The sequence below is a fragment of the Pseudonocardia kunmingensis genome (genome assembly GCF_006716445.1).
GTDB lineage: Bacteria > Actinomycetota > Actinomycetes > Mycobacteriales > Pseudonocardiaceae > Pseudonocardia > Pseudonocardia kunmingensis.
This window is the reverse complement of record NZ_VFPA01000001.1, coordinates 2554931-2577869: the sequence shown is the minus strand read 5'-3', so window position 1 is coordinate 2577869 and position 22939 is coordinate 2554931. Positions and strand designations below refer to the sequence as shown.

Genomic DNA, 22939 nt, shown 5'->3' with positions numbered 1-22939 from the left:
CCTGGCGTCGCTGGCCCGTGAGCTCGGCGTCGGGAAGCGCGCCGTCCGTGCCGCACTGGCCCGGGAGACCGCCGAGCGGGCGGGGCTGGGCAACGGCCCGCGCGTCGGGCTGGCCCGCGACCGCAGCGGGGCGGAGATCGTGGTCCGGCCCCGGGGCGGGGAGACCGCGCACGCCCGGGCGCAGCGCCGCCTGGCCGACGAGGTCGACGCACGGCTGCGGCAGAACGGGGACGCCCCCGTCACGATCGCCTCGCTGGCCCGCGACCTCGGCGTCAAGAAGTCCGCGATCCGGAGCGCGTTGAGCCGCGACACCGCGCTGCGCGGCGAGCTCGGCGGCGGCGCGCGCGTCCAGCTGGTGCGTGACCGCAACGGCACCGCGTGGGCGCAGCGTCCCGAGCCGGGCCTGGCACCCGAGGGCATCGGGCGCCCCGCCGGTTCCCCGGTGCGGGGGACCCCGGCGCAGCGCGCCCTCGCGCAGCAGATCGACGACGCGCTCTCCGCCCGGGGCGACGGGCCGGTGACGGTCGCATCGCTCGCCCGCGACCTGGGGGTCAAGAAGAGCCAGATCCACGACGCCCTCCGCACCGAGACGGCAGACCGGGCCGATGTCGGTGCCCGCCCGCGTGCCGAGGTCGTGCGCGACGGTGACGGGACGGCCTGGGTGCAGCGTCCCGACCGGGACGGGCCTGCCGACGGCGGCACCGACCGGACGCCGAGCACGCCGAAGCCCGGCGACGGGCAGCCGGGAGCGCTGCCCCCCGGTTCCTCGGCGGGGGGCGCACGTACCCAGGCGAGCTCGTCCGGGGACGGAGGCGCCCCGACCGCCGGCGCCCACACCGGTCCGCGAGCCGGGCAGCACGGTGACGACGGCAGCGCCACGGTGGACACGTCCGCGCCGGGCGGCACGCGCAAGCACGACGGCAAGCGGCGCAGTGGCGACCCGCCGCACCTGGGCAGCGACGACACCACACCTTCGGGCAAGTCGGCGCGGACCGGCGACGAGCTGCCGCCGCGACCGACCGGCGCGGAGGCGCCGAACCGCAAGGCGATCAAGGCTGACCGGGACGAGCGCCTGGCCAGGCTGGACGCCGCGATCCGGGAGACGACGGACCGTGCCCACCGGCGCGATCTGCTCGACGTCCGCGATCGGCTGCTGAGGGACACCCAGCACGAGCTGTCCAACGAGCGTGCGCTGCGCAGCGTGCGCAAGAAGATCAACGAGATCAAGGAGGTGTGGTCCGGGCTCGATCACGGCAAGTACCTGGAGCTGCGCGCGAAGGCCCTCGACAACCCGAAGAAGGTCTCGCAGGCCGAGTACTTCGCGCTGATCGCCGAAGAGATCCGACTCACCCTCGGGAAGCGACTGCACGACGTGCAGCTGGCCGGCGCGATCGCGCTGGACCGCGGCGCGAGTGGCGCATCCCGGTACCTGACGCTGCGGCGCGCGCTGCGCGGCAACGTCGTGCAGATGCTGACCGGCGAGGGCAAGACCCTCACGGGCATGCTCCCTGCGCTGAAGCGCGGCTACCAGGAACGCGGTGGCGTGCACGTCCTGACCAGCAGCGTCCAGCTGGCCAAGGACACCGCGGCCGTGTACCGCCCGGTGGCGAAGGAGCTCGGCCTGGAGGTCGGGCGCCTGCGCGGACACGGCGAGCCCGTCCACCTGCGCAAGGCGGCCTACGAGGCCGACGTCACCATCGGGTCGGCGAGCGACTTCCTCTTCGACCTGCTCGACGACGGGCAGCGCCCGGCCGGCGCGAAGGTGCAGCGCGGGCACGAGTACGCCCTGGTGGACGAGGCGGACATGATCCTCCTCGACTGGGGTGGCAGCCCGCACCGCCTCGCCCAGGCCGTGGAGAGCCGAATCCGCCACGCCGAGCTGGCCTGGGCGCGCGACGTCGCGGCGGAGCTGCGCACCGGTGAGTTCCGCGCCGTCGACGGCGAGCCGGTGACGATCGGTGCTGCCCAGGCGAAGCGGATCGGTCGACGCCTCGGCCACCCGCTGTCCGAGCAGCAGATCCGGGACCTGGTGAACGCCAAGCGGGCCGAGCGCCTGCACGCGGAGGTCCACTACAAGATCGCCGATGGCGCCCGGGTGGAGATCCTCGACAACCTGAACGGCCGAGCCCTGGACGGCCAGCGGTGGAGCGCGGGCCTGCACGAGGCCATCGAGGTCAAGCACCGGCTGCCGATCGGGCGCCCGCAGCACACGATCGCGCAGATCACGGTGCGGGACTACCTGCGCGGCTACCGCGACGTCGCCGGCATGACCGGCACCGCGACGCGCGCGGCGTCGCTGTTCCACAAGCTGTACCGGATGGACGTCGTCGAGATCCCGACGAACAAGCCCAAGCGGCTCGAGGAGCGGCCGCTCGAGGTGTACGCCGGCTCCGAGGCCTGGCTCAACGCACTCGCCGACGGCGTGGTGGCGCGCAAGAGCAGCGCCGCCCCGGAGCTGCTGATCTTCCGCACGCCGGCGCAGGCCGAGGCGTTCGCCGCGGCGCTGAAGGAGCGCGGGGTCGCGGCGCAGGTGCTCAACGCGCTGGACCAGCGCATCGGCTTCGAGGACGCGGTGATCGCCGCGGCCGGCCGGCCGCACGCGATCACCGTCGCGACCAACATCATGGGGCGCGGCACCGACATCCTGCTCGGCGGCAAGGCCTACCCGCGCGCCAGGGCGGCGGTGATCGAGGCGGGCGGCCTGCGGGTCACGGTCGCGAACCTGTTCGAGTTGCGGCGGGCCACCGACCAGGCCTTCGGGCGGGCCGGGCGGAAGGACGAACCCGGATCGGCGGGCGAGGTGATCTCCCTCGACGACCCGATCCTGGCCCAGCACGCCGACCAGGCGGCCCTGGCACAGCTGAAGAAGGACTTCGCCGACCAGCCGCACCGGATCTCGTCCGCGGCGGTCACCTCGCTGGTGGAGAACGCCGTCAAGCGGGCGACGAAGGCGCAGGAGCAGCAGCTCGTCGACGTCGTCCGGGGTCGCCGCGGCCACGAGCTCCCCGGCGTGACCCGGCAGCTCGACGCCACGGGCGGTCGGCTCAGCGCCCGGGACGCGGCACTCGACGCCGCCGTCGACAGGATCCACGGGCTGGAGCGCGACGTGGCCGCCGCGCGGCAGGAGCTCGGCGCCGCCGGGGCGAGCTTCGCGAAGGGTGGCGGCTGGGCGCGGGTGTCGCGGGCCTGCGCGCAGGTGTGCCGGGTCGAGAACGAGATCACGCAGGCGTTGCGCGACTTCCGCGCACTCGCCGAGCCTGCCGGGGCGGCCGACCTGGCCGCGAAGCCCGCCACCCGCGCGTCGGCCGCCGCAGACCGCAGCGCCGCCGAGCTGCTCGGTGTGACCGACGATGCGGTCACACTCGCCCACGAGCAGATCGCGGCGCAGGACTACGCCGGCGCGGTCGCGACGCTCCAACGCGTCGCACGCGGAGCGCTGGTCCTCGGCCGGTTCGCCGAGCAGGACTGGGGTGCCGCCGAGCACGTCGCGGTCGCGGCCGACCAGGCGGCCGCCGCCCTCCAGCGGCTCGCCGACACCCGGGGCCCCGTCATGGACGACGAGAACGAGCGCGGCGGGTACACCGACGCGCTGGCCCGGCTCGAGGGGCTGCTCCACACGCGGCCCGCCGGGGCGGCCGCCGAGGTGTTCACGCTCGCCATGGGCAACGAGGCCCGCGTGCAGCTGAACCGCCTCGAGCAGGCGGGCGCGCCCGCCGAGGTCATCGCCGACCTGCACCGGCTCGCCACGGCACAGCTCGTCGACGCCGCGCAGCTGCGGGCCCTGGTGCTCACCGGCCGGTGGCTCGGTCACGCCCGCCCGGCGCAGGCGATCGGCGAGTTCGCGGCGGAGCACGGACTCGCCTGGAGCAAGGGCACCAAGCGCCGGTTGCGGGCCGCGCTGCGCACGCTGCCGCCGGAGCCGCCGGTGCCTGCCGACGCTCCCGCGGGCGGTCCGGCGGCTGCCGCCGGAACCGGTGACGTCGGGCCGCCCGGCGGTGACACCGGCGGCGGTGTCGAGGGCACGCCGCCGCACGACGACGGCGCCGCCCCGCAGGCGGGGGCCGCGCCGCAGACCCGCGAGGGTGCGCCGAACAAGAACGATCACCGGATCGGGCGCACCGCGTCCGGCGTGCCCCCGCCTGCGGGTGAGCAGGGTGCCGGCGGGCTGTCCCCCGCCGAGCGGGCCGCGATCGCGCCGCTGCTCGACCCGACGGCCGCTCGGGCCGTCCTGCCGCCACTGCAGGTCGCGCGCCTGCTCGGCCTCCCGGTGGAGGAGGTGCTCGCGGCCGGGTGCACGGGGATGTGCGTGGTGCCGGGGCTCGCCGACCAGGTCGCGCAGGCCACCGGAACCCGCAGCTCGGGCGTGTACGCCGACGGCCGGTCCGGGCTGCTCTTCACCGACCCGTCCGCCGTGGACGCCTTGCTGCAGGGCGGCGATCTCGGGCTCGTGCGGGACGGGTCGGGGTGGCCGTGGGCCCCGGTGGGCGGGGTGGTCGCGGCAGTGGCGATGGTGACTCCGCCGAGCGGCTTCTCGCCCGTGCAGCCGCGCGCCCCGCCGGCGTCGGGCCGATCCCTGCGGGCGGTTGCCGCCCGTGTCGCCGTGGCGGTCGCCGCCACGGGAAGCATGATCGCCGCACTCGTGGTGCGGCTGCGCGGCGCGTTCCAGCGGCGGCAGGCCCGGATCGCGCTGGCTGCTGCGGCCGAGCGGTACGCGGCGGCGCGCGACGGGGCCGAGGCGCTCGCAGACGTCACCGCAGCGGTGGTCGTGGCGGTGGAGCGCGGCGTGGCGGAGCAGGTCGTGGCGCGGATCGCCGGCTGGCCGGTCACCGTGGTGGGGCTGACCGTCCGCACCGAGCAGGCCCGGGCGCGGGTGGCCGAGGGCGTACGCGCGGGGTGGAGCGCGAGCGCCCACGCGGAGCGGGTTCGCGAGCGGGTGCTGTCCGCGCTGGATCGCCGCATCACGCAGCTGCGTGACGGTGGGACGCCGCCGGTGGCAGGACTGCTCGACGAGGCGCGGGCGCTGCTGGCCGAGCTCGACGCGCTGGCGGAGGACGCCTGGCGCGGACACGAGATCCTCACCGCGGCCGCGCCCACGGACGGTGCGACGGTGCGCTGGCGGACCGACGGTGGGGTCACGATCCAGCGGATCGACGGCACCCAGCTGCACGTGCCCGCGGACGAGGTGCGCCGCGGACGGGCGGCACTCGCGGCGATCGTCGCCGAGCACCCCCGTGGCCCGCGCCCGGGCACCGCCGCCATCGGCTGGTGGGGCGCGCAGCGCGCCGGGGCCGAGGGCGGCTCGCCGTTGGGCGGCGCGCTGAACGCACTGGCCGAGCTGGCCGCCCGCAAGCCCACCCGCGCGGAGGTCGCGACCGCTGTCGCGCGCGAGCTGCTGGTGCACAACGGCGGGCTCGCCGCGGTGCCTGCGGGCGCGTTGTCCGCCGGCGCCGTGTCGTTCGTCGAGGCGCTCGTCGACGGGCCGACGGCACGGCGGGCGGCTCTGCGTCGTGACCTGCGTGGGCCGGCGAACACGATCGTGTTGCGTGCCGAGAGCTGGGGCGAGGCTCCGCCGGCCGGTGCCGTCGACGAGCTGCTCGCACGCGTGCAGGAGCTGCGGCGCGAGCTGGCCTCGGCAGCAGGTGGGCTGACCGAGCTGGTGGCCGCGAAGACCACCGCGGCCGAGGCGGCGGTGGCGGGCGCGATCGCGGCCATGGAGAAGGCGGACGAGGGGGCGGCCCGGTCCGACCGCGGCGCTGCCGAGCGCGCGCGCAAGGCGGGCGCGGACATCGCGGCCGCGGTCGCGGCCGAGGAGGGCGCCCGCCGCTCCGCCGCGGCCTACCGCGCCGCCGGGCAGCGTGCCGAGGCGGCGGCCGCGGCATTCGCGGTCCTCGACCGGGCGGTCGAGGGGCTGCGCGCGGGCCCGGCCGCTGCCGGGCAGGTCGAGGAGGTCGTGCGGCTCGCCCGGACCGCGGCGGCCGCGGTGCGGGCGTACCGGAAGGCGTTCGTGGCGGCGTTGCCGCCCCGGCCGACGCTTCCGGCATGGGCGCCGACGGGCGAGCTCCCGAACCTGCCCGAACTCACCGAGACGGTGAACGCGCAACTCCACGAGCGCGGCCTGAGCCACCGGTTCACGCAGGAGGAGCTGCACGGCCAGCTGATGGCCAACCCCGGCCGGATGTCCGGGGACGGCCTCGTGGTCCAGGTGCCGGTGCGGCGCAAGCTCGGGCGCGATCCGCGCAAGCACACGGGCGTCGAGGTGCGGATCAGGATGCGCACCGGCGAGATCGTCGAGGTGGCGGATCCCGAACTGCTGCTCGGTCGCACGGCGTCGGAGGGGATCAGCGGCACGCTGACCCAGGGCGGCTCGTCGGCAGGGGCCGGCGCGGCGCGCAGCTTCGGGCTCTCGGGCAGCCTGGACAGCGCCAAGCTCGTCGACCAGCTGCCCGACGGCACGATCAAGCGCATCCTGCAGTTCGTCGACGTCAAGCTGGGCGGGAGCCGCGGTCGCAACGAGTCCACCGGCAGCGGGACCTCGGGCTTCGCGCTCAGCGGCGGCGTGTCCGACAACCGCGGCGACTCGTTCCTCGTCGAGGTGGAGACCGCGTGGGAGGTCTCGGTGCGCGGGTCGGCGGACCCGGGCAACCCCGGCTGGGAGTGGACCCCGCCGCAGCGCGTGGGTGCCTTCCGCGGCGCCGCGGGATCGAGGCTGTTCGGCGGGCCCGACCTCATGCGCCTGTGGGTCTCGCACGCCTACCAGGCCCGCGGGCCGCCGCGCACCGTCAGGCTGAGGGCCGAGCAGCGCGGGCAGACGCCGTTCCCCGCGAACGCGCCGCTCGGGGTGAAGGGCCTCGAGTCGCTCTCCGACCGGACCCTCGAGGCGCTGCGCACGCACGCGCTGGTGGGTGCGCTGACCCGCGACCACGTGCGGGCGTTCCTGGTGGAGGAGCTGCCCGGACGGCTCGCGGCCGCGGTGAACGACCCGGCCGGTCTGCAGCGGACCGTCCCCGACGACCGCGGCCGCCCGCTGGCGAACCTCACGGTGAAGGCGACGCCGCGCACCTGGAGGGCGATCGGCACCGCCAGCGTCAAGGAGTTCCTGGAGGACCTGCGCGTCGCGTTCTCCGGCACCTCGGCGAACCAGTCGACCGGGCGCTCGACCACCCTCGACGTCACGGTCGCCGCGACGAAGGCGACCGTTGCGCTGGTGACGGCGTTGTTCCGGGCGTTCACCGGGCGGCTCGGCCCGGCAGGCAACGTCAGGTACGGCCGCTCGGCCTCGCGATCCGTGGGCTCGAGCAGCAGCAGCCAGGCGATCCACGCCGGGGTGCCGAGGTTCTCGGGGCACAGCCAGGGCGGTCTCGTCGGGTTCGACGTGACGGTCGAGATCGATTGGATCGACCGCGGCACGCCGGCCGTGCCGGCCGTTCGGGGTGACGTGGAGGCGTTCCTGCGGGCCGCGGAGTCGGACATCTTCCGGTTCGGCGGGCCGGTGGACGCCGCCGCTGTCGTCCGGGAACCAGGTGTCCCGGTCACCCGGTACGCCGAGCGCGACGCGCGCCTGCGTGACGACCCGGTCGCCGAAGCCCCGTTCGGACGCCTGGCCGAGCTGCCGCAGTGGTACGGGCCGGGTGGGATCCGGGGCGTCGGGCACGGTCTCGTCCGCAACGTCACCGGTATCGACGACATCCGCCGCGACGTCGAGAAGGCGCTGCGCGAGGAGGGACTGCTGCCGCCTGCGGACCCGGCGAAGTGGTCCACCGACGAGCAGGAGCTCGCCGGCCAGCTGGCCAACCAGCGGGAGATCGCCGAGCAGCTCTCGCCCGCGCGCCTCGAGACCGGCTACGACCAGGCGATGCAGGGCGGGCTCGTCGTGTCGCTGGTGCGGCACCGCCGCTGGCGGTCGTCGGAACGGCTGCTGCTGCGGCTGCGCCTCGAGGTCCGTACGGAGCCGGGCACCGGCCGGATCCGGTTCACCTACGACGGCCACACGACCGCGTGGACGATGGTCGGGCTGGACATCGGCTCGAACACGTCCGGGCGCACGACGTCGCAGGGCCGCAGCCAGACCACGGCCGCCACCCTCGGCTCGAGCGTGGCGATCGGCGCGGACGCGGACGCCGCCGAGGACGGCTACCAGACCGAGTCGAGCGCGGCGGGCGAGACCGGCTTCCAGGGCAGCTGGGGCCGCAGCTCGGCCCAGTCGTCCGGACGCACCGGCAACGGCGTGACGCTCGTCGAGGGCACGACGACCACGGCGATCTTCACGGTCGAGCACCGGATGACGGTCGAGCTCGTGCCGGAGCGGGGCGCGGGTCGGCGGCTCACCGCCGGGCCGGTCTCCGCGCAGCTGCTGTTCCCGGCGGACCTGCTGCCCGACGCGAACCCGGTGACCGCGCAGGCCTACGACACGCCGGCCGCCGTGCTGCCGCTGATGACGCCGCTCGCGCTCGACGCCGGGGACGTCGAGGGCGCGGTGCTCGCCGCGATCGAGCAGCGGCTCGGGCAGGGCTGGCGGCTGGACCCGGCCGCCGCCGCGCAGCTGCGCGAGCTCACCGGTGTGGAGAGCCTGCGCTCGCAGTTCCTGGAGCTGCTGGGCCCCGGACGGCGGACGCGGCTGCTGGTGCAGGGGCCGCTGCACCAGCGCCGCTGGGTCGAGGTGCGGCTGCAGGGCCACGCGGGGCGCTCCACCCACGTCACGGTCGCCGACCTGGTGTCCGGGGTCATCCGGCTGACCCTCGGCAGCATCGGCGCGGACTCCGGAAGCTCCCGCGGCCGTGGATGGGCGTGGTCGATCAAGGGGATGTTCAGCCAGCTCTCCGAGCCGAAGGGAGGCGTCGGCGGCAACGCCTCGCGCGCGCACAACAGCGGCACGACGCGCACGTGGATGCGCATCTGGGGCCGCGAGCCGATGACGATCGAGACCGGCCGCAAGTACGTCAGCACGATGGGGCTCGACATCGACGTCTCGGTGGCCTTCGCGGGCGAGCGGGCCGCGTCGGATCCGACGACCGTGTCCGGGAAGTCGCTGTACCTGGTGCCCGAGCGGCACGTCGTCGAGCTGTACTCGCGCGGTGAGCTGCCACTGGCACTCGAGCTCGTCGCCGACGCCGTGCAGCGCGTCCGGCAGGGCGACCTGCGACTCGACGCCGTGCTCACCCAGCGCCTGTTCGCCCGCTACCGCACCGACCTCGGTGCCGCGGTCAGGGAGAACGCGACGCTGCCCCCGTTCGTCGAGGAGCACACCAACCGCGCCCTGGCGCAGGCGCTCGACGTGGCCGTGGCGCGGGAGACGTGGGACGGGCGCTGGCAGGGCAACGGGACCGTCGACCTGCCGGCGCACCTGCGCGACGGGATGGCCGAAAGCACGGTGGAGCAGGTCCGGCTGCACACCACGACCGCGCGACCGCAGGACATCGAGTTGTTCGAGGCGGTCCTCGGCGCGGTGCGCCGCGCTGCGCCCGGCGCGCTGGAGCGCGACGCGGTGCTCTGGAACTGGCTGTTCAACATCTTCGCGGCCAACCGGTGGCTGGGGCACATCGACGCGATGCTCGCCGGCGACGGGCTCGAGCTGCGCGTGCCGGTCCGGGTCGGCCAGCGGGGCATCGGCTACCGGCCGGGCGCCGACCGGATCCGGTACCTGAACGTCCGGGTCGGCGCGAGCCTGGCCGCCGCCGCGACCCGGATCGGCCGGACCGACGACGTCGTGATGATCCTCCAGGACTACGGCTACCTCGAGACCAAGACCTCCCGCAACAGCGGCCGGACGCACGGTGCCGGGGGGAGCGGTGACCTCGGTGTCCTCGGTGGGTTCGGACCGAACACCAACGTGGGCAGCGACCGTATGCGCGGCGTCGGTGCCGAGGCGGCTTTCCAGCAGACGACGCTGCGCGGCCTCGCCTCCTTCGACGGCGTCGACCGGATCCGGCAGGGCCTGACGGTCCAGGTCCAGGCGTGGACGAGCCCCGTCCGGTTCAACCGGGCCCGTGCCGCGATCGCCGGGCGCCACGGCCCGCGCGGCCCGCCTGCAGGCGCCGAGCGCGTCGAGCTGGCGGGCAGCATCGTCCGGCTCGTCGCGGACGGGCTGGCGGCGCGGCGCGCGCCCGGCCGGCCAGCGGCGCAGCCCGCCGTGCGCGAACCGGGCCGGTCCGGCCGGGAGCGGCGGTTCGAGCTGCCGACCGAGGCCCGGGTCGACGTGCGGCCCGACCGGCTGGCCGACCGGGTCGGCGAGATGCTCATCGACCGGCGCCTGCTGGGCCGGGCCGGCGTGGAACAGCACCACGAGCGTCTGGTCGCGGCGCTGTCCCCGGTTGCGCTCAGCGCGTTCCTGCACGGGATGAACAGCCCGGAGGGTCTGCTGCTCGCCCGGCTCGCCGTCCCCGGCAGGTCGACGACCTTCGTCGAACTGCGGATCGGCGCGGAGCTGCTCTTCGACGAGGTGACGGTCCGGGGCCGCAAGAACGTGGAGATCCGGACCGTGCACCGCCGCCAGGCGTTCGCGCGCAACAGCGCCACGGTCGGCTATCGCATCCCGCTGGCCGTCGGCGGCGGCCTCGGGCACGCCGAGGCGCCCGTGAGCGGTTCCGCGAGCGGCATGGCGCAGGGATCGCACAACGGCGGAGCGGGCGGCGGCAACCGCGACGAGCGCAGCAAGTTCGAGAAGGGCGTCGTCTCCACGGTCGAGCTCGGCGTCGTCTACCGGGTGACCGCGCGCCGGGTCCGCATGCACGACGGTGTGGTCCGGAAGTCGTTCCGCGACATCGTGCTCCCGGTCGCCGACGGCCGGGTGTTCGTCACGGCCTTCGAGGCGGACCTGGCCCGGCTCGTCGGCGACGCTCCGGCGTGGCCGGTGCCGGGGTGGGGCTCGGGCCCGGACGTGAGGTTCGGCGGCGGCAGCTACCAGGGCGCATCCGGTGGTGGGGGTGGCCCGATCGCCGAGGGCGGCTTCTCGCGGGAGGAGGCGCGGCTGGTGCAGCAGGCGCTGGCGCGGATGTGGAAGGCCGCCGTGGCCCGTCGCGACGGGCGCCCGGTGCGCAACCGCGGTCCGCCGGAGGCCGGGCTGCGCGACGACGAGGAGCTCTTCGTCCCGCAGGTCTCCGACGTCGTCGGGCAGCTGCGGCGCGACGGCGTGCCGCAGCGGCAGGCGGTGGACCTCGCGCGGCGCGTGGTCGAGTTCTCCTGGCCGGACACGGCGACCGGCGTCGGCGTGATCGTCGTGCCCGAGCACCGGCTCGCCGAGCTGCGCCGCCACGGTCTGCTCCACCACGCCGTCGAGCACGCGCGGCTGTTCCACCTGGACCCGGACGCGCCTGCGCGGGACGCCTACGACGAGCACGTCCACGACGAGCACGCGCGGTGGGTCGTCGAGCGGCTGACCGAGGTGCCCGCCGCGCAGACCCGCCGCGAGTTCCGTCGGATGCTCGGCGGCGACGTGCAGCTGGGGGCGATCGACGGGTACCCGGGCGGGCCGTACGCCGTGTTCGTCGACGGCCGCCTGGTGGGCGTCTACAAGCCCGAGAGCACCGCACCGGGCGAACCGGCGCGCGAGATCGCCGCGTACGAGCTGGCGGTGGCGTTGGGCTGGGAGGACCTCGTGCCGGTGACCGTCGCGTGGAACGGCGAGCACGGGCCCGGTTCGGTCCAGCGGTGGGTGCACCTCGCGTACGGCGGTGTCGAGGACATCTCGGGGTACGACGCGTGGGACCGGGAGCGCGTGGCGGTCCTCGACTACGTGATGGCGAACACCGATCGGCGCGAGTCGAACTACCTGTCCTACGGCGCCCGGCTGCAGCTCATCGACCACGGGTTCGCGTTCCTCCCGCGCGCGGAGCTGGACGGGCTGCTGACGCGGGGGTCGGAGTTCGTGCTGGCCCAGCAGGGCAGCCCGCTCAGCGGCGCCGTCCGCGATGCGGTGGACCGCGTGGACGGGGCGGCGCTGAAGGCCCGGCTGGAACGAGCAGGGCTGGGCGGCTACGAGATCGAGACGGCGCTGGCCCGCCTGCACGAGGTCCGCGGGGGCTCCATCACCGGGCGGACCTGGCTCGCGCAGCGGAAGGCCGCCTGGAGCGCACCCGAGGAGTTCCCGACCACCGGGTTCTGGGCGCCGTCCTTCGCCGATCCCGGCGTGGGCGACCCGGATGCCGGCACCCGCCCCGCCTTGCCGGGTGCCTCCAGGTGGACGGGCACGACCGACCCCGCGCGGGGACCGCCGGGCAGCGAGCCGACCGAGCCTGCCGGTGGGCCCGCCCGCATCTCCGGCGCCGACCTCACCCGTGACCAGCTCGTGGCGATCGTCGCCCTGCTCGACCGGGCGCCCGTGGTCACGCGGCTGGGGCCGGAGCAGGTGGCCGACCTGTTCGGCCTCCCCCACGCCGAGGTGGAGAACGCCGGCTGCGGGGGCCTGTGCGCGGTGCGGGGGCTGACCCGCGACGTCGCGCGGGTGAGCGGCGTCGACGACCTCGTGGTCCACGCCGACGCGCGCACCGGCCTGCTGTACGTCGACGCGGACGTGCTGACGGCCCTGGACGCGGGGGCGCTGGACCACACGGCGCTGCGGATGCTGGGCACCCACGAGCTCGCCGAGCTGCGCAACGGCCGGCTGCCGGCCGGGGAGCGGGTGGCGCACGACCGGTTGCCGCCGCTGCCGGACCTGAGCCCGCTGCGGGCGACGGCCGGGACCGCGGCCGGCGCCGGGTCGACCGCGTCCCGCGTGCCGTCGGTGCATGCGGGCGATCTCCCGGCACGGGCGGACGCGGGACTGGCGCGGTGGCTGACGGGGCGGTACCGGAGCGGCCGCGCGGTGATCGTGCCGGTGGCGGTGCGCGACGGCCGCGGCCGGCCGGTCGGGGTCCTGCGGGTGCTGCCGGTGCGGGGTCTGTCGGCACGCGCGGCTGCGAAGTACGGCGTGGACGGCGTGACCAGGTTCGCCTGGGCGGGCAGCCGGGAGCGGCTGGTGGCGGTGGACGCGGAGGTGTTCGCGCGGGTCCAGCGGGTGCACGAGGTCGTCGAGGTAGCGCGCGACCTCGGCCGCGACGATCTCGCCGGGGAGCTGCAGCGCCTGCTGGACGGCTGGGTGCTGGACGTGTTCCGGCACGAGGAGGTGCGCTTCGACCACCCCGGTGCGCACCGCGGCGACCCCGTCTTCCGGGGTCGGCACGAGGTGCGCCACCACCTGCTGGACGAGGCGGCGGCGTTCGCCGAGTACGTGGACCGGCGGATCGAGGTGGCGCCGGGCGTGCGGCGTGGGGGTGGCGGGCGAGGTCTGCTGGCTGGGCTCGCGAGGCTGCGCCGGACGGTGGGGTCCGCGCTCGGGGTGCGGGGTTCCCGGGAGCCGGCGGCGGTGCAGCAGTTGCTCACCCGGCTGGCGGAGACCCACCGGGGGCTGCGCGGGGCGTCCCGGGTGGAGCGGGCGGCGTTGCTGGCCGAGGCCGCGCACCTGCTCGCCGCGGTCGACGCCCGGCTCGGCAGGCGGCCGGGGGCGGCGCCCGGGTCGGTGCCGGTGACCGACCGTGGACGGGTGGCGGCGCGGCAGCGGGGACTGCGCGCGGCGGTGCTGCGCTGGGGCCGGCTGCCGGCGGCCCGGCCGGGCGCGGGCGACGCCGCCGCCTGGGACGCGTGGCGGCTGCTGGGAGCGGTGTGGTGGGGCGCGGACGGTGCAGGCCCGGGGCTGTGGCGGCGCTCGCCGCAGGGGCTCTCGGCCGACGAGCTGCACGCCGTGCTCGGTGACCTCGGCCTGCGGCCCGCGACGGAGCGCGCGGTCGGCCTCCCCGGTTGGACGGTGTCGGCCGCGCGGCACGTGGTGGCCGGTGGCCCGCACCGGGGCGCGGGACCGACGAAGATCGCCGGCTGGTTGCGCGACCTCGCGGGTGTCGGGCTGCTGGAGCGGTCGGTCGACGGCGCCGGGGTGGAGCGGTTCCGCCCCGGCGGGGTGTTCGGGCAGGTGCTCGCCCGGGCGCCGCCCCAGGTCGTCGACGCGTTGTGGCGCAACCCGCTGGGTGTGGCGGGTGTGGGCCTGGCCGGCCTGCCGCTCCCGGCACAGGCCGCCGCGGTCCGCGCGTGGCTCACCGACGCCGTCCTGGCCTGGGGTCAGGTCGAGCGCGGCCCGGGACGGATGGTTCCGCTGCGGCTGCGGTCGTGGCGAACCGCCGATGACGTGCGCCGTCGCGTCAAGGCCTCGCGCGCCCAGCTGACCGATCTGGTCCGGGCGTCGACGGAGCTCGCCGCGGCACGCGCCGCGGACGCCACCGCCGCCGAGCTCGCGGGGCCGGCCGCGACCCGGGACGAGGCGGGCCGCGCACTGGCGCAGTCCGTGCGCGCGGCGCGGGAGGTGGCCGCCGCACAGGGGCTGAGCGCGCACCGGGTGCGCAAGGTGGGTGGGCACGCGCGGTTCGGCACCGAGGGGCGGATCTACGTGCCGATCGTCCCGGCCGCGATCGTCGCGGTCGTCTCGTGGGTGCTGGGCCCGCAGTGGGCGGCGGCCGTACTGCCGTTCTGGTTCATGTTCCCGCACCTGAAGACCGCGCGGGCGCCCGGTGCGCAGCCGGGGTTGCGGGGGTTCCTCGGTTCGATCCGGTGGGAGCGCACGTGGATGGTGGCGCTGCTGTTCCCGCTGGCGAGCGTGCCGCTGTGGACGTGGGCGCTGGCACCGTTCGTGCTGGTGGAGCTGGTGGGCGTCGTCTCGGTGCTGCTCGGGACGTTGTCGACGTCGATGTCGCGGGGGTTGCGGGAAGAGCCGGAGAACCGGATGAAGTGGCCGGTCACGGTCATCCCGGATGCGCGGTTGTGGCTACGGCTCAACGTCCTCGGACTGCAGTTCGGGCCGTTCCTCTACACGTTCGTGCAGAGCCCCGTGGACGTCACGACGATGCCGGGGGTGCCGGCGCCGAAGGTGGTCGGGTGGACGCGGGTCCGGCAGCGGCTGGGCAACTGGGTGGCCTCGTACGACAAGGGTGTCGCCGGTCGGCGCCTGACCCTGTACACGTTCCACTTCGTCGGGTTCCTCGTCGCGTACGCGGATACGCCGATCGTGGAGCCGCGGCGGCTCTACAAGGAGCTCGTGCGCGAGCGGAACGCGCGCCGGCAGGTGCTCGACCTGTGGACGGGCCTGAGCCGGGTCGTCGGCAGCATGGTGTCCGGGCTGGCCCGTGGCCTGGTGAAGGTGGCGCCCGGGCGGCTGGGCCGCCTGCTCGCGGGGGTGCCGGACCGGTGGGCGGACCGCGCGTTCCGGCACCTGGTCAACCACGCCCAGCGGATGCTCGTGCGCAACCTGACCGAGCAGGCGTGGCAGCGCGCGCAGCTGGGGAAGGCGAGGTCGGAACGCGCCCGGGCGCGGCTGCGCGCCGCGCTGGAGGAGAACGAGGAGCGCGCGGCCCAGATCCGGGAGAGCCTCGCGCGGTTGCCGGGTGAGTTCGCCCGGCGGGCCTCGGCGAGCCGGGGCGCGACGCTCGAACGGTTGGTCGCGCAGCTGGCGAAGATCGATGAGCGGCGCGACTGGAAGCCGGGGCGCAAGTGGCTGCCCGCGCGGACGGAGCGCCTGCGGACCGAGTGGAGCCGGGTGGCCCGGGCCGCCGCGGAGGCCGCGGCACCACCGTTGCACGAGAGCCGGCACCTGCACTGGGCGCGCGGTCGCGAGCACGACCGGCAGCAGCGACTGGCCGCCGCCCTGGCCCGGGTGGACGCGCGGATCGCGGCGGCGCAGGACACCGGCCCGCGCGCCCGCGCCCTCGAAGCACGACAGCGGGCACTGCAGGACCGGCTGGCCGCCGCCGTCGCGCGCGGCGCCGAGCTCGCCCGCATCCCGGGCGCCGCGCCGGCGGCGGGGCCGGCGCCGGAACGCGGCGGGATCGCCGGCAGGTTCCGCGCGTCCGCGGCCGCCGTCGCCCGTTGGGCGGACGCCCACCCGTGGACGGCGCGGTTCGCGGTGGCGGTTCCGGTCGCCGTGCTCGTGGTGCTGGTGGTCGCGCCTGCGGCCGCCGCGGCGCCGGTGGCGGTGTCGGCCGCAGGCCCGGGTGTCGCACCGCTGCTGACCGCGGCGACCGCCGCGACGGCCGCCGCCGTCGGCGTCCTCGTGGCCCGCACCCTCGCGCACCGTCCCACCGGCGGACGGCGCGACGTGGTGCGCGACCACGGCCCACCGGGCGGCGCGTCGCTGCTCGGCGGCGGGATGGCGACCGAGCGGCAGCAGGCGGTGGTCGCGCACGTGGTCGCCCGGATGCCGGTCGGGCTGCGGCTGGGCGTCGACGACCCGGGGCTGGTGTCGCTCACCGGTGGGTGGACCGCGGAGGGGATGCGCGGGCGCGGCTGCACGGGTGTCTGCGTGGTCGACGGGTTGAACGCCGAGATCGCCGCGGCGGGCGGTCCCGGCGACCTGGCGGTGTGGGCGGACGGGGGCGGCAGGCTGACGCTGGACCGGCGGGTGTACGACGCGCTGCGCGCGGGGGTGCTGGATGCGTCCGCGCGGCACGCCCTGTTCGCGCACGAGCTGACCCACACTGCGCGTCCGGACGCCGCGGAGTGGCAGGTCCACGACCGGGCGCCGCTGCCCGACCTCGCACCGCTGGCCGCCGCCGTCGGGGTCGCACCGCAGCTGCAGACGGTGTTCGCCGGGGTCCTCGACGCGTCCGGCCCGCTGCAGGGGTGGGAGCGGGCGGCCATGCAGGCACCCGAGTTCGGGCTCCGCCCGCATCCGGTCCTCGCCCGGCTGGCGCACGTGGTTCCCGATCGAGGGGGGTGGGGGTCCGGGCTGGTGTACGCGGTGCGGGGCACCACGGGGTACGTCGTGACCAACCGGCACGTCGTCGACCCCGAGCACTCGCAGTACGCGGGCTTCGACGGGTGGGACCCGGCAGGCGCCCAGGTCACGGTCACGATGGCCGCGGGCACGTTCCGTGGAACGGTCCTGCCCGTCCCCACCGCCGCGGCGGTCGTGGACGAGCTCGCAGCCCGGGACGGCGCGGGTCGCGGTCGCGACGAACTGCTGGCGACCGTTCGGGACCTCGATCTGGCCGTCGTCCGGGTCGACGACGCGCGGCTCGCGCGCCACGCGGTCGCCCCGGTCGTGTTCGCCGCCGGCCGGCCGCGGGTCGCGGTGGCCGTGCTCGGCTACCCGGGCACGACCATCCCGATCAGCTCGGGGCCGCTGGCCACCCGCGGCGAGTACGCCCTCGTCACCGGTGGCCTCGTGACGCGGATCGACCGGTCCGGCGTGGCGTTCGTCGGCGACGACTGGGCGGTCGCCGGCAACTCCGGTGGGCCTGTCGTCGGGCCCGACGGCACGGTCCACGGTCTGATGCAGAGCCTCTTGGAGGGAGCCGGCGGCGAAGGCGCGATGGGCTTCGCGGTGGAGGGCACGACGGTCGCCGCGTTCGTCCGCGCGAGCGGGGTACCCGCGTCCCCGGCGGCCGGCCCGGCCGAGGCGCTCGACCACCAGCGCGGCCACGTCGAGGGGCTGGTGGCGCCGCGGGTGGACGCGAAGCGGCGGGAGGCCCTCGCGCCGCTCCTCGTCCCGAGCCGCGCCACCGAGGTGCTCCTGCCCGGCGAGCTCGTGCAGCTCACCGGGCTCGGTCTGCACGAGATCGCTCCGTGTGCCACGGGCCTGTGCGCCGTCGAGGGCTTCGCCGAGCGGGCGGGTGACCTGCTGTTCCGCGGCCACGGCGACTGGTTGTTCACCGATCCCCGGACGCTCGCGGCGATCCGCGGCGGCGCGCTCGGGTCCGCCGTCGTCCGCGACGCGGTCCGTCGAGAGCTCCCCCGCCTCCGGCACCACGTGCACATCGGCGGGACCGGGGCGGACGCCGCCTCCCCGGCCGACGGCATGCGTACCGCACCGAACGGGCGCCGGCTCGTCGTGGGCGGTGGGTGGGCCGCGCGCATGCCGCCGTTGTCGGCGCGCGACGACACGCTCAACATCCTCCCCAGCGCGGCGCCGGACATCATGGGTGACCTCGCCGCGCTCGAGCTGCCTCCGGAGCACTACCAGGAGGTGTTCTTCGAGCGGCTGCCGTACGTGGCGTTCACCCGGCACCGGATCGGCGCGCTCGCCGAGGTCATGACGGCGTTGCGGGTCGGCGGGACCCTGATCATCCACACCGGGGTGAACGTGCGGTCGCACATGCCCGAGGTGACAGCCCTGCTGCGGCAGCTGGGCGCCCGGGTCGCCGTGCACGGCCGGGAAGGGATCACCGTGGTCGCGGTGAAGGTCGCGCGCACCGAGCCCGCCGCGCGCGCCGCGGTCTTCACCGAGGCGGTGCACCGCGCCCGGGCCGAGCTCGCCCTGCTGCAGGCGGTCCGCCCAGGAGCGCTCGAGCCGTACGAACGGGAGGAACCGGAGGCGGCCGCCGCGGTGCTCCGGCACGCCTACGCGCGTGCTCGCGCGCTCGCGGCCGCGCCCATGGCCGCCCTCGAGCCCGTCGACGGACGGATCGTGTCGACCGGAGAGCCGGAGCGGGTCGGCCACCAGGTGCCGGTGAGCCGGCTCGCCGCAGCCGAGGAGCTCGTGCGCGAGGCGAAGGGCATGCGGCTGGGTGAGCTGGCCATCCACCTGCAGGAGGACGCGTCGAGGTTGGTGGCGGCGCTGGAGCGCTCGGATCGCTTCTTCGTGTCCCGCGGGGAGGGCCGCGTCGAGGGCGACCGGCTGGTGGTGGCGGCGCCGCCCGGTGTGGACGCGCAGGACCGCGACGCCGTCCCGCCGGGGACGAGCGTGCGCCTGACGGACCCGGTGGCGGCCGAGAGGTTCGAGATCACCGGAGCGACCGCGGTCATCGGCAGGCGCCCGACGTCGGACGTCCGGCTGTCCGACCGCGCCGTGTCCCGCGTCCACGCGGTTCTGGTCCACCGGGCCGGCGGCTGGTACCTCGTCGCGCTCGCTCCGGCGACGCCGATCAGGGTCAACGGGGTCCGTGCGGACGCGGTGACGCGCGTGGGGCACCACGACCGGATCCGGCTGGGCCGGGCGGAGTACACGCTGTGGATCTCGACGGACGGGCGCGGCGGCGGCCCGCTGGGCCTGCTCTCCGCCCACGAGACCGCGCTGGCGCGCCACGCGTTCGCCGTGGCGTCGACCGCCGTCCGGCCGCGGAGCGGGGCGGATCCGGTGCACGCCCGAGCCCCGCCCCCGGAACCGGCGGAGGAGCTCGTCGTGCCGGACCCGGCCGCGGTGGCGGACGCGCTGCGCGCACTCCGCGCCACGCCGGAGCAGATCCGCCGGATCCTCGGCGTCTGGGCGTTCAGCTGGCGCGAGCCGAGCGGCACCCTCGTCGTCGCGGCGTTCGCGCACCGCCGCGCGGTGCTGGAACGCATCGGCATGTGGGAGGAGGTGCTCGCCCACGAGCGCCGCCACGGCCGGGACGGGTTCGCCGACGCGGCGGAGCACGACCTGGAGGTCCGCGCGCTGACCGCGAGGATCCACCGCGCCGTCGCCGCCGACTACCGCGTGTCGCGCACCGCAGGCCCGGCGCGGCGGGTCGGGGGCATGCCGCTGGCCGAGCTGAGCGGGCTGCGTTACGTGCGGGACCTCGCGCCGGGCCGGGCGCTGCGCGACGGGCGCCCGAAGTTCCTGGTGGCCGTCGACGCGGCGGGTCGTCGATGGGTGGTCAAGCAGCGGACCGGCGACGTCGGCGCGATGCTCCCCGGCGTCACGGCGGCGACCGCGTACCGGAGGCTCGCCGTGTCCGGCGTCCGCGTGCCGCTGGTGCGGCTGGCCGTCGCCGTCGAGCCGATCGTCGACCCGTCCTACGGGGACCAGGTCGTCCGGGTCGGCGACGTGGTGGAGCTGCACGAGTACGTCGAGAGCCCCGGGGGTCGGCGGCACGTCGATCTCTCCACCCCGGAGGCCGCGCACCTGCGCGACGCCCTCGCCCAGCAGTACGCGATCACGGCGCTGCTCGGCGACTGGGACGGGTTGCTCGAGACCAACCTGCTCTTGGGGGGCGGGGAGCTGCACCGCATCGACTTCGACCAGGCGCTGGGCCGGTCGGAGGCGTTCTTCGCGCTGGTGGTGCCGATGTTCCGCCAGATCTTCGGCCGGCTCACGGAGGAGGACGTGCTCGGGCAGTTCGCCGACCTGCTCGCGGAGCACGCCGCCGTCCTGTCCGTGATGCCGAACGACGACCTCGCGGCCCAGGTCGCGGAGCGCCTGGACTGGTTCGCCGAGGTGCTCGAGGCCGGTGCGCTCCCGGAGGTGGAGGGCCGGTCGCTGCAGAACGCCCGGGAGGAACTGGCCCGCGTGCACCCGCACGAGGTGGTCCCGCCGGGTGCCCACCGCCTGCCCCTCCCCGACGCGGAGCCGTACGTGCGTGACCTCCTCGCGACGGGAGAGCGCCGGATCCTCAGCAGCGGGCAGCTGGCGGACCTCGTGCGCGCCGGCCGCCCGGTGTGGGTGCACGACCACCGCGGCGCGGGGACGTGGGACGTCACCACGGCCGTTCCCGGGGCTCCGGCGCGCGCGGCAGCCCGTCCGTGGTGGAGCAGGCTGTTCCCGCACCACGGCAGCGGTCCGTCGGCGGTCGGCGACCTCTCCGGCGACTCCGGCCTGATCGCCCCTCAGCACGCGCCCGCAGGGGACGACGGCCGTCGCGGGCCGCTCGTCACCGGTGGCCGGGTGGACCCGGCTCACGAGGCCGCGCTGGAGCAGGAGGTCGCGGCGCACGAGGCGGAGCACTTCCACGGGCCACCCGACCCCGGTCACGACGCCCGGCCGGTGGCCGACGCCCGGTCCGAGGCATCCGGTGTCGACGTGTCCACCGCCGCGGTGGCGCGCCGGGGCCCGTGGTCGTCGGCCGTCCGGCGGGCATTGGTCGGCGCCGCGGTGCTGGGCGTCCTCGCCCTGCCCGTGGTCGGCACCGCGCCGTCCGCCGCGGCGGCGGCACCGACTGCGCCGGTGGGCGTTGCTCGCGTCGAGGAGCCCCGCGCGGTCACGGTGCAGCGGGGTGACACCGTCTCGGAGATCGCGGCCGGGCTGGGCGTCCCGGTCGCCGATCTCGTCCGCGCGAACGCCTCCCGCTTCCCGACCCCCGCGAGCCGGGACGCGATCGTGGTGGCCGAGCCGCTGCGCCTCCCCGCGAACCGGGACGGCCGGTGGCGGGTGCAGCCCGGAGACACGCTGACCGCGATCGCGGCCCGGTTCGGCGTCGATGTCGCCGTGCTCGCCGACGCACAGGGAGATCGGTTCCCGACGCCGCGGAGCCGGGATGCGATCCGGCCGGGGGAGTGGGTGGTCGTCCCGCCCGGGACCGGTCACCCCGCGCCGGGGACACCGCCGCCGGGGCAGCAGCCGCTGCCGGGCGAGCCGGCACCGGGCGACCCGGAGTCGGCCGGGCCGACGCGCCCGACCCCCGATCACTCCGCCGAGCCGAGAGCTCCTCCGGGCGCCGGTGGCGGATGGGGGTCGCTCCTGCGCCTCCTCGTCGGCGGGACGCTCGCGTCGGCGGCGGTGGTGCTCGTCCTGCGCGCCGCAGCGCGCCGGGTCGCGGCGCTGCTCGAGCGGCCCCGCGCGGGAACGGTGCTGCCGCGGCCCGCCGGGGCCGCGGTGCGCGCTGCGTGGCGGTGGGGCGTCGACGTCTGGTGGCGCGGCCGCGCCGCGGTGGGCGCCGCCGGGGTGCGGGGTGCCGAGCGGCTGCGGAACGTCGGGGCCGCGGTGGCCGACGCCGCCGGCGCCGCCCGGGCCCGCGGGCGGGACCGGTGGCAGGCGGCGGACCGCGAACACCTCCTCCCGAACCTGGCGCACCTGGGCCTGCAGGTCGCCACGTCGGTCGCGGCCGGCGTCGGCATCTGGACGGCGGTGTCGGCCACGGCGCCGCTGGACGTGGCGCGCGGGTGGCTGATCGTGGTGAGCTCGCTCGTCGTCGGTGTCGGGGCGTGGTCGTCGCCGATCCGGTTCGCGCACCCGCTGGCCGACACGCTGGTGCGGTGGGTGCAGACCGGCGTGGCGGCGCTGCTCGTCGCGGTTCCGTCGGTGGTGCTGGCGCTGCTGTTCCAGGGCCGGGCGAGCAACGCCGCGTTCGCGCTGCGGGGCGGCCTGAACCTGCTGCCGCCCCGGGGCGGGCTACCGGGCGTCGTCCTGGCGGTCGCGCTGGTGAGCACGTTCGTGGTGAACCTGGCCTGGCTGGTCCCGTCGGCGGTGGCCGGCTCGGGGGTCGGTGCCTGGATCTCCGGTCTCTACGCGGCCACCGGCGCGATGTTCGGTGCGTCCGTCGTGGGTGCGGCGTACCGGGGTGTGCACGGCCGCGGCGAGCGGTTCGACCGGGCGGCCGCGTGGCTGGTGACCTGGGTGGCGTTCCCGATCACCTCGAACGCGGGGAACCTGCTGCTGACGATCGACACGGGCTGGGGGACGTTCGACCCGGTGATGCAGGCGGTCACCGTGGTCCTGACGGTGACGTTCGCGTACGCGAGCCTGCTGGGGATGCTCCAGGCCGCCCGTCCCGGCCGCTTCGGGAGCACCTACCTGCGCGTGATGGGCGCTGCGGGCAACGTCAGCCTGCTCTACTGGGGGCTGCTCGCGCTGTGGCCCGCGCAGTGGCTCCCGCTGGTGGCCGGGGGCGCCGTGGTGGGGATCGGCGCGGGCGGGCTGCGCGGACGCTCGAAGATCGCCGCGTGGCGGGCGCGGTTGACCCACAGCCCGCCGCAGGTCCGGCCCTGGGTCGCGGCGACGGCGAAGGCGGCGTCGCCTGCCCTGCTCGCCGCCCTCGCCGGGGTCGGTGTGGTGCTGGGGCTGGATCCGGACCGGCCGACCACCGTCACGGCGATCTCCGCCTGGCTCAGCGCCACCGGGTTGTGGCTGCTGCACCGGCTCGTCCCGCACTCGGGTGGACGGACGCCGCCCCGTACCGCGGTTCGTCGCTGGATCGGCGGCGGCGCGGTGCCGGGGTTGACCGTCCTGCTGGCGGCCGGGAACCGGGCGGCGCAGGCGCTCGTCCGGAAGCTCCGAACGCGGTCCGGCCGGTAG

Annotated in this window: 1 protein-coding gene (only partly in view); it reads left to right on the top strand. The window is 76.5% G+C overall.

The annotated features are described in order from the left end of the window. Positions 1 to 22939 carry the 3' portion of a preprotein translocase subunit SecA gene (locus FB558_RS12310; protein ID WP_142051932.1) on the top strand. Its footprint begins 11912 nt before the window's first position, so only the last 22939 of its 34851 coding nucleotides appear in the window; its start codon lies beyond the left edge, outside the window; its stop codon occupies positions 22937 to 22939.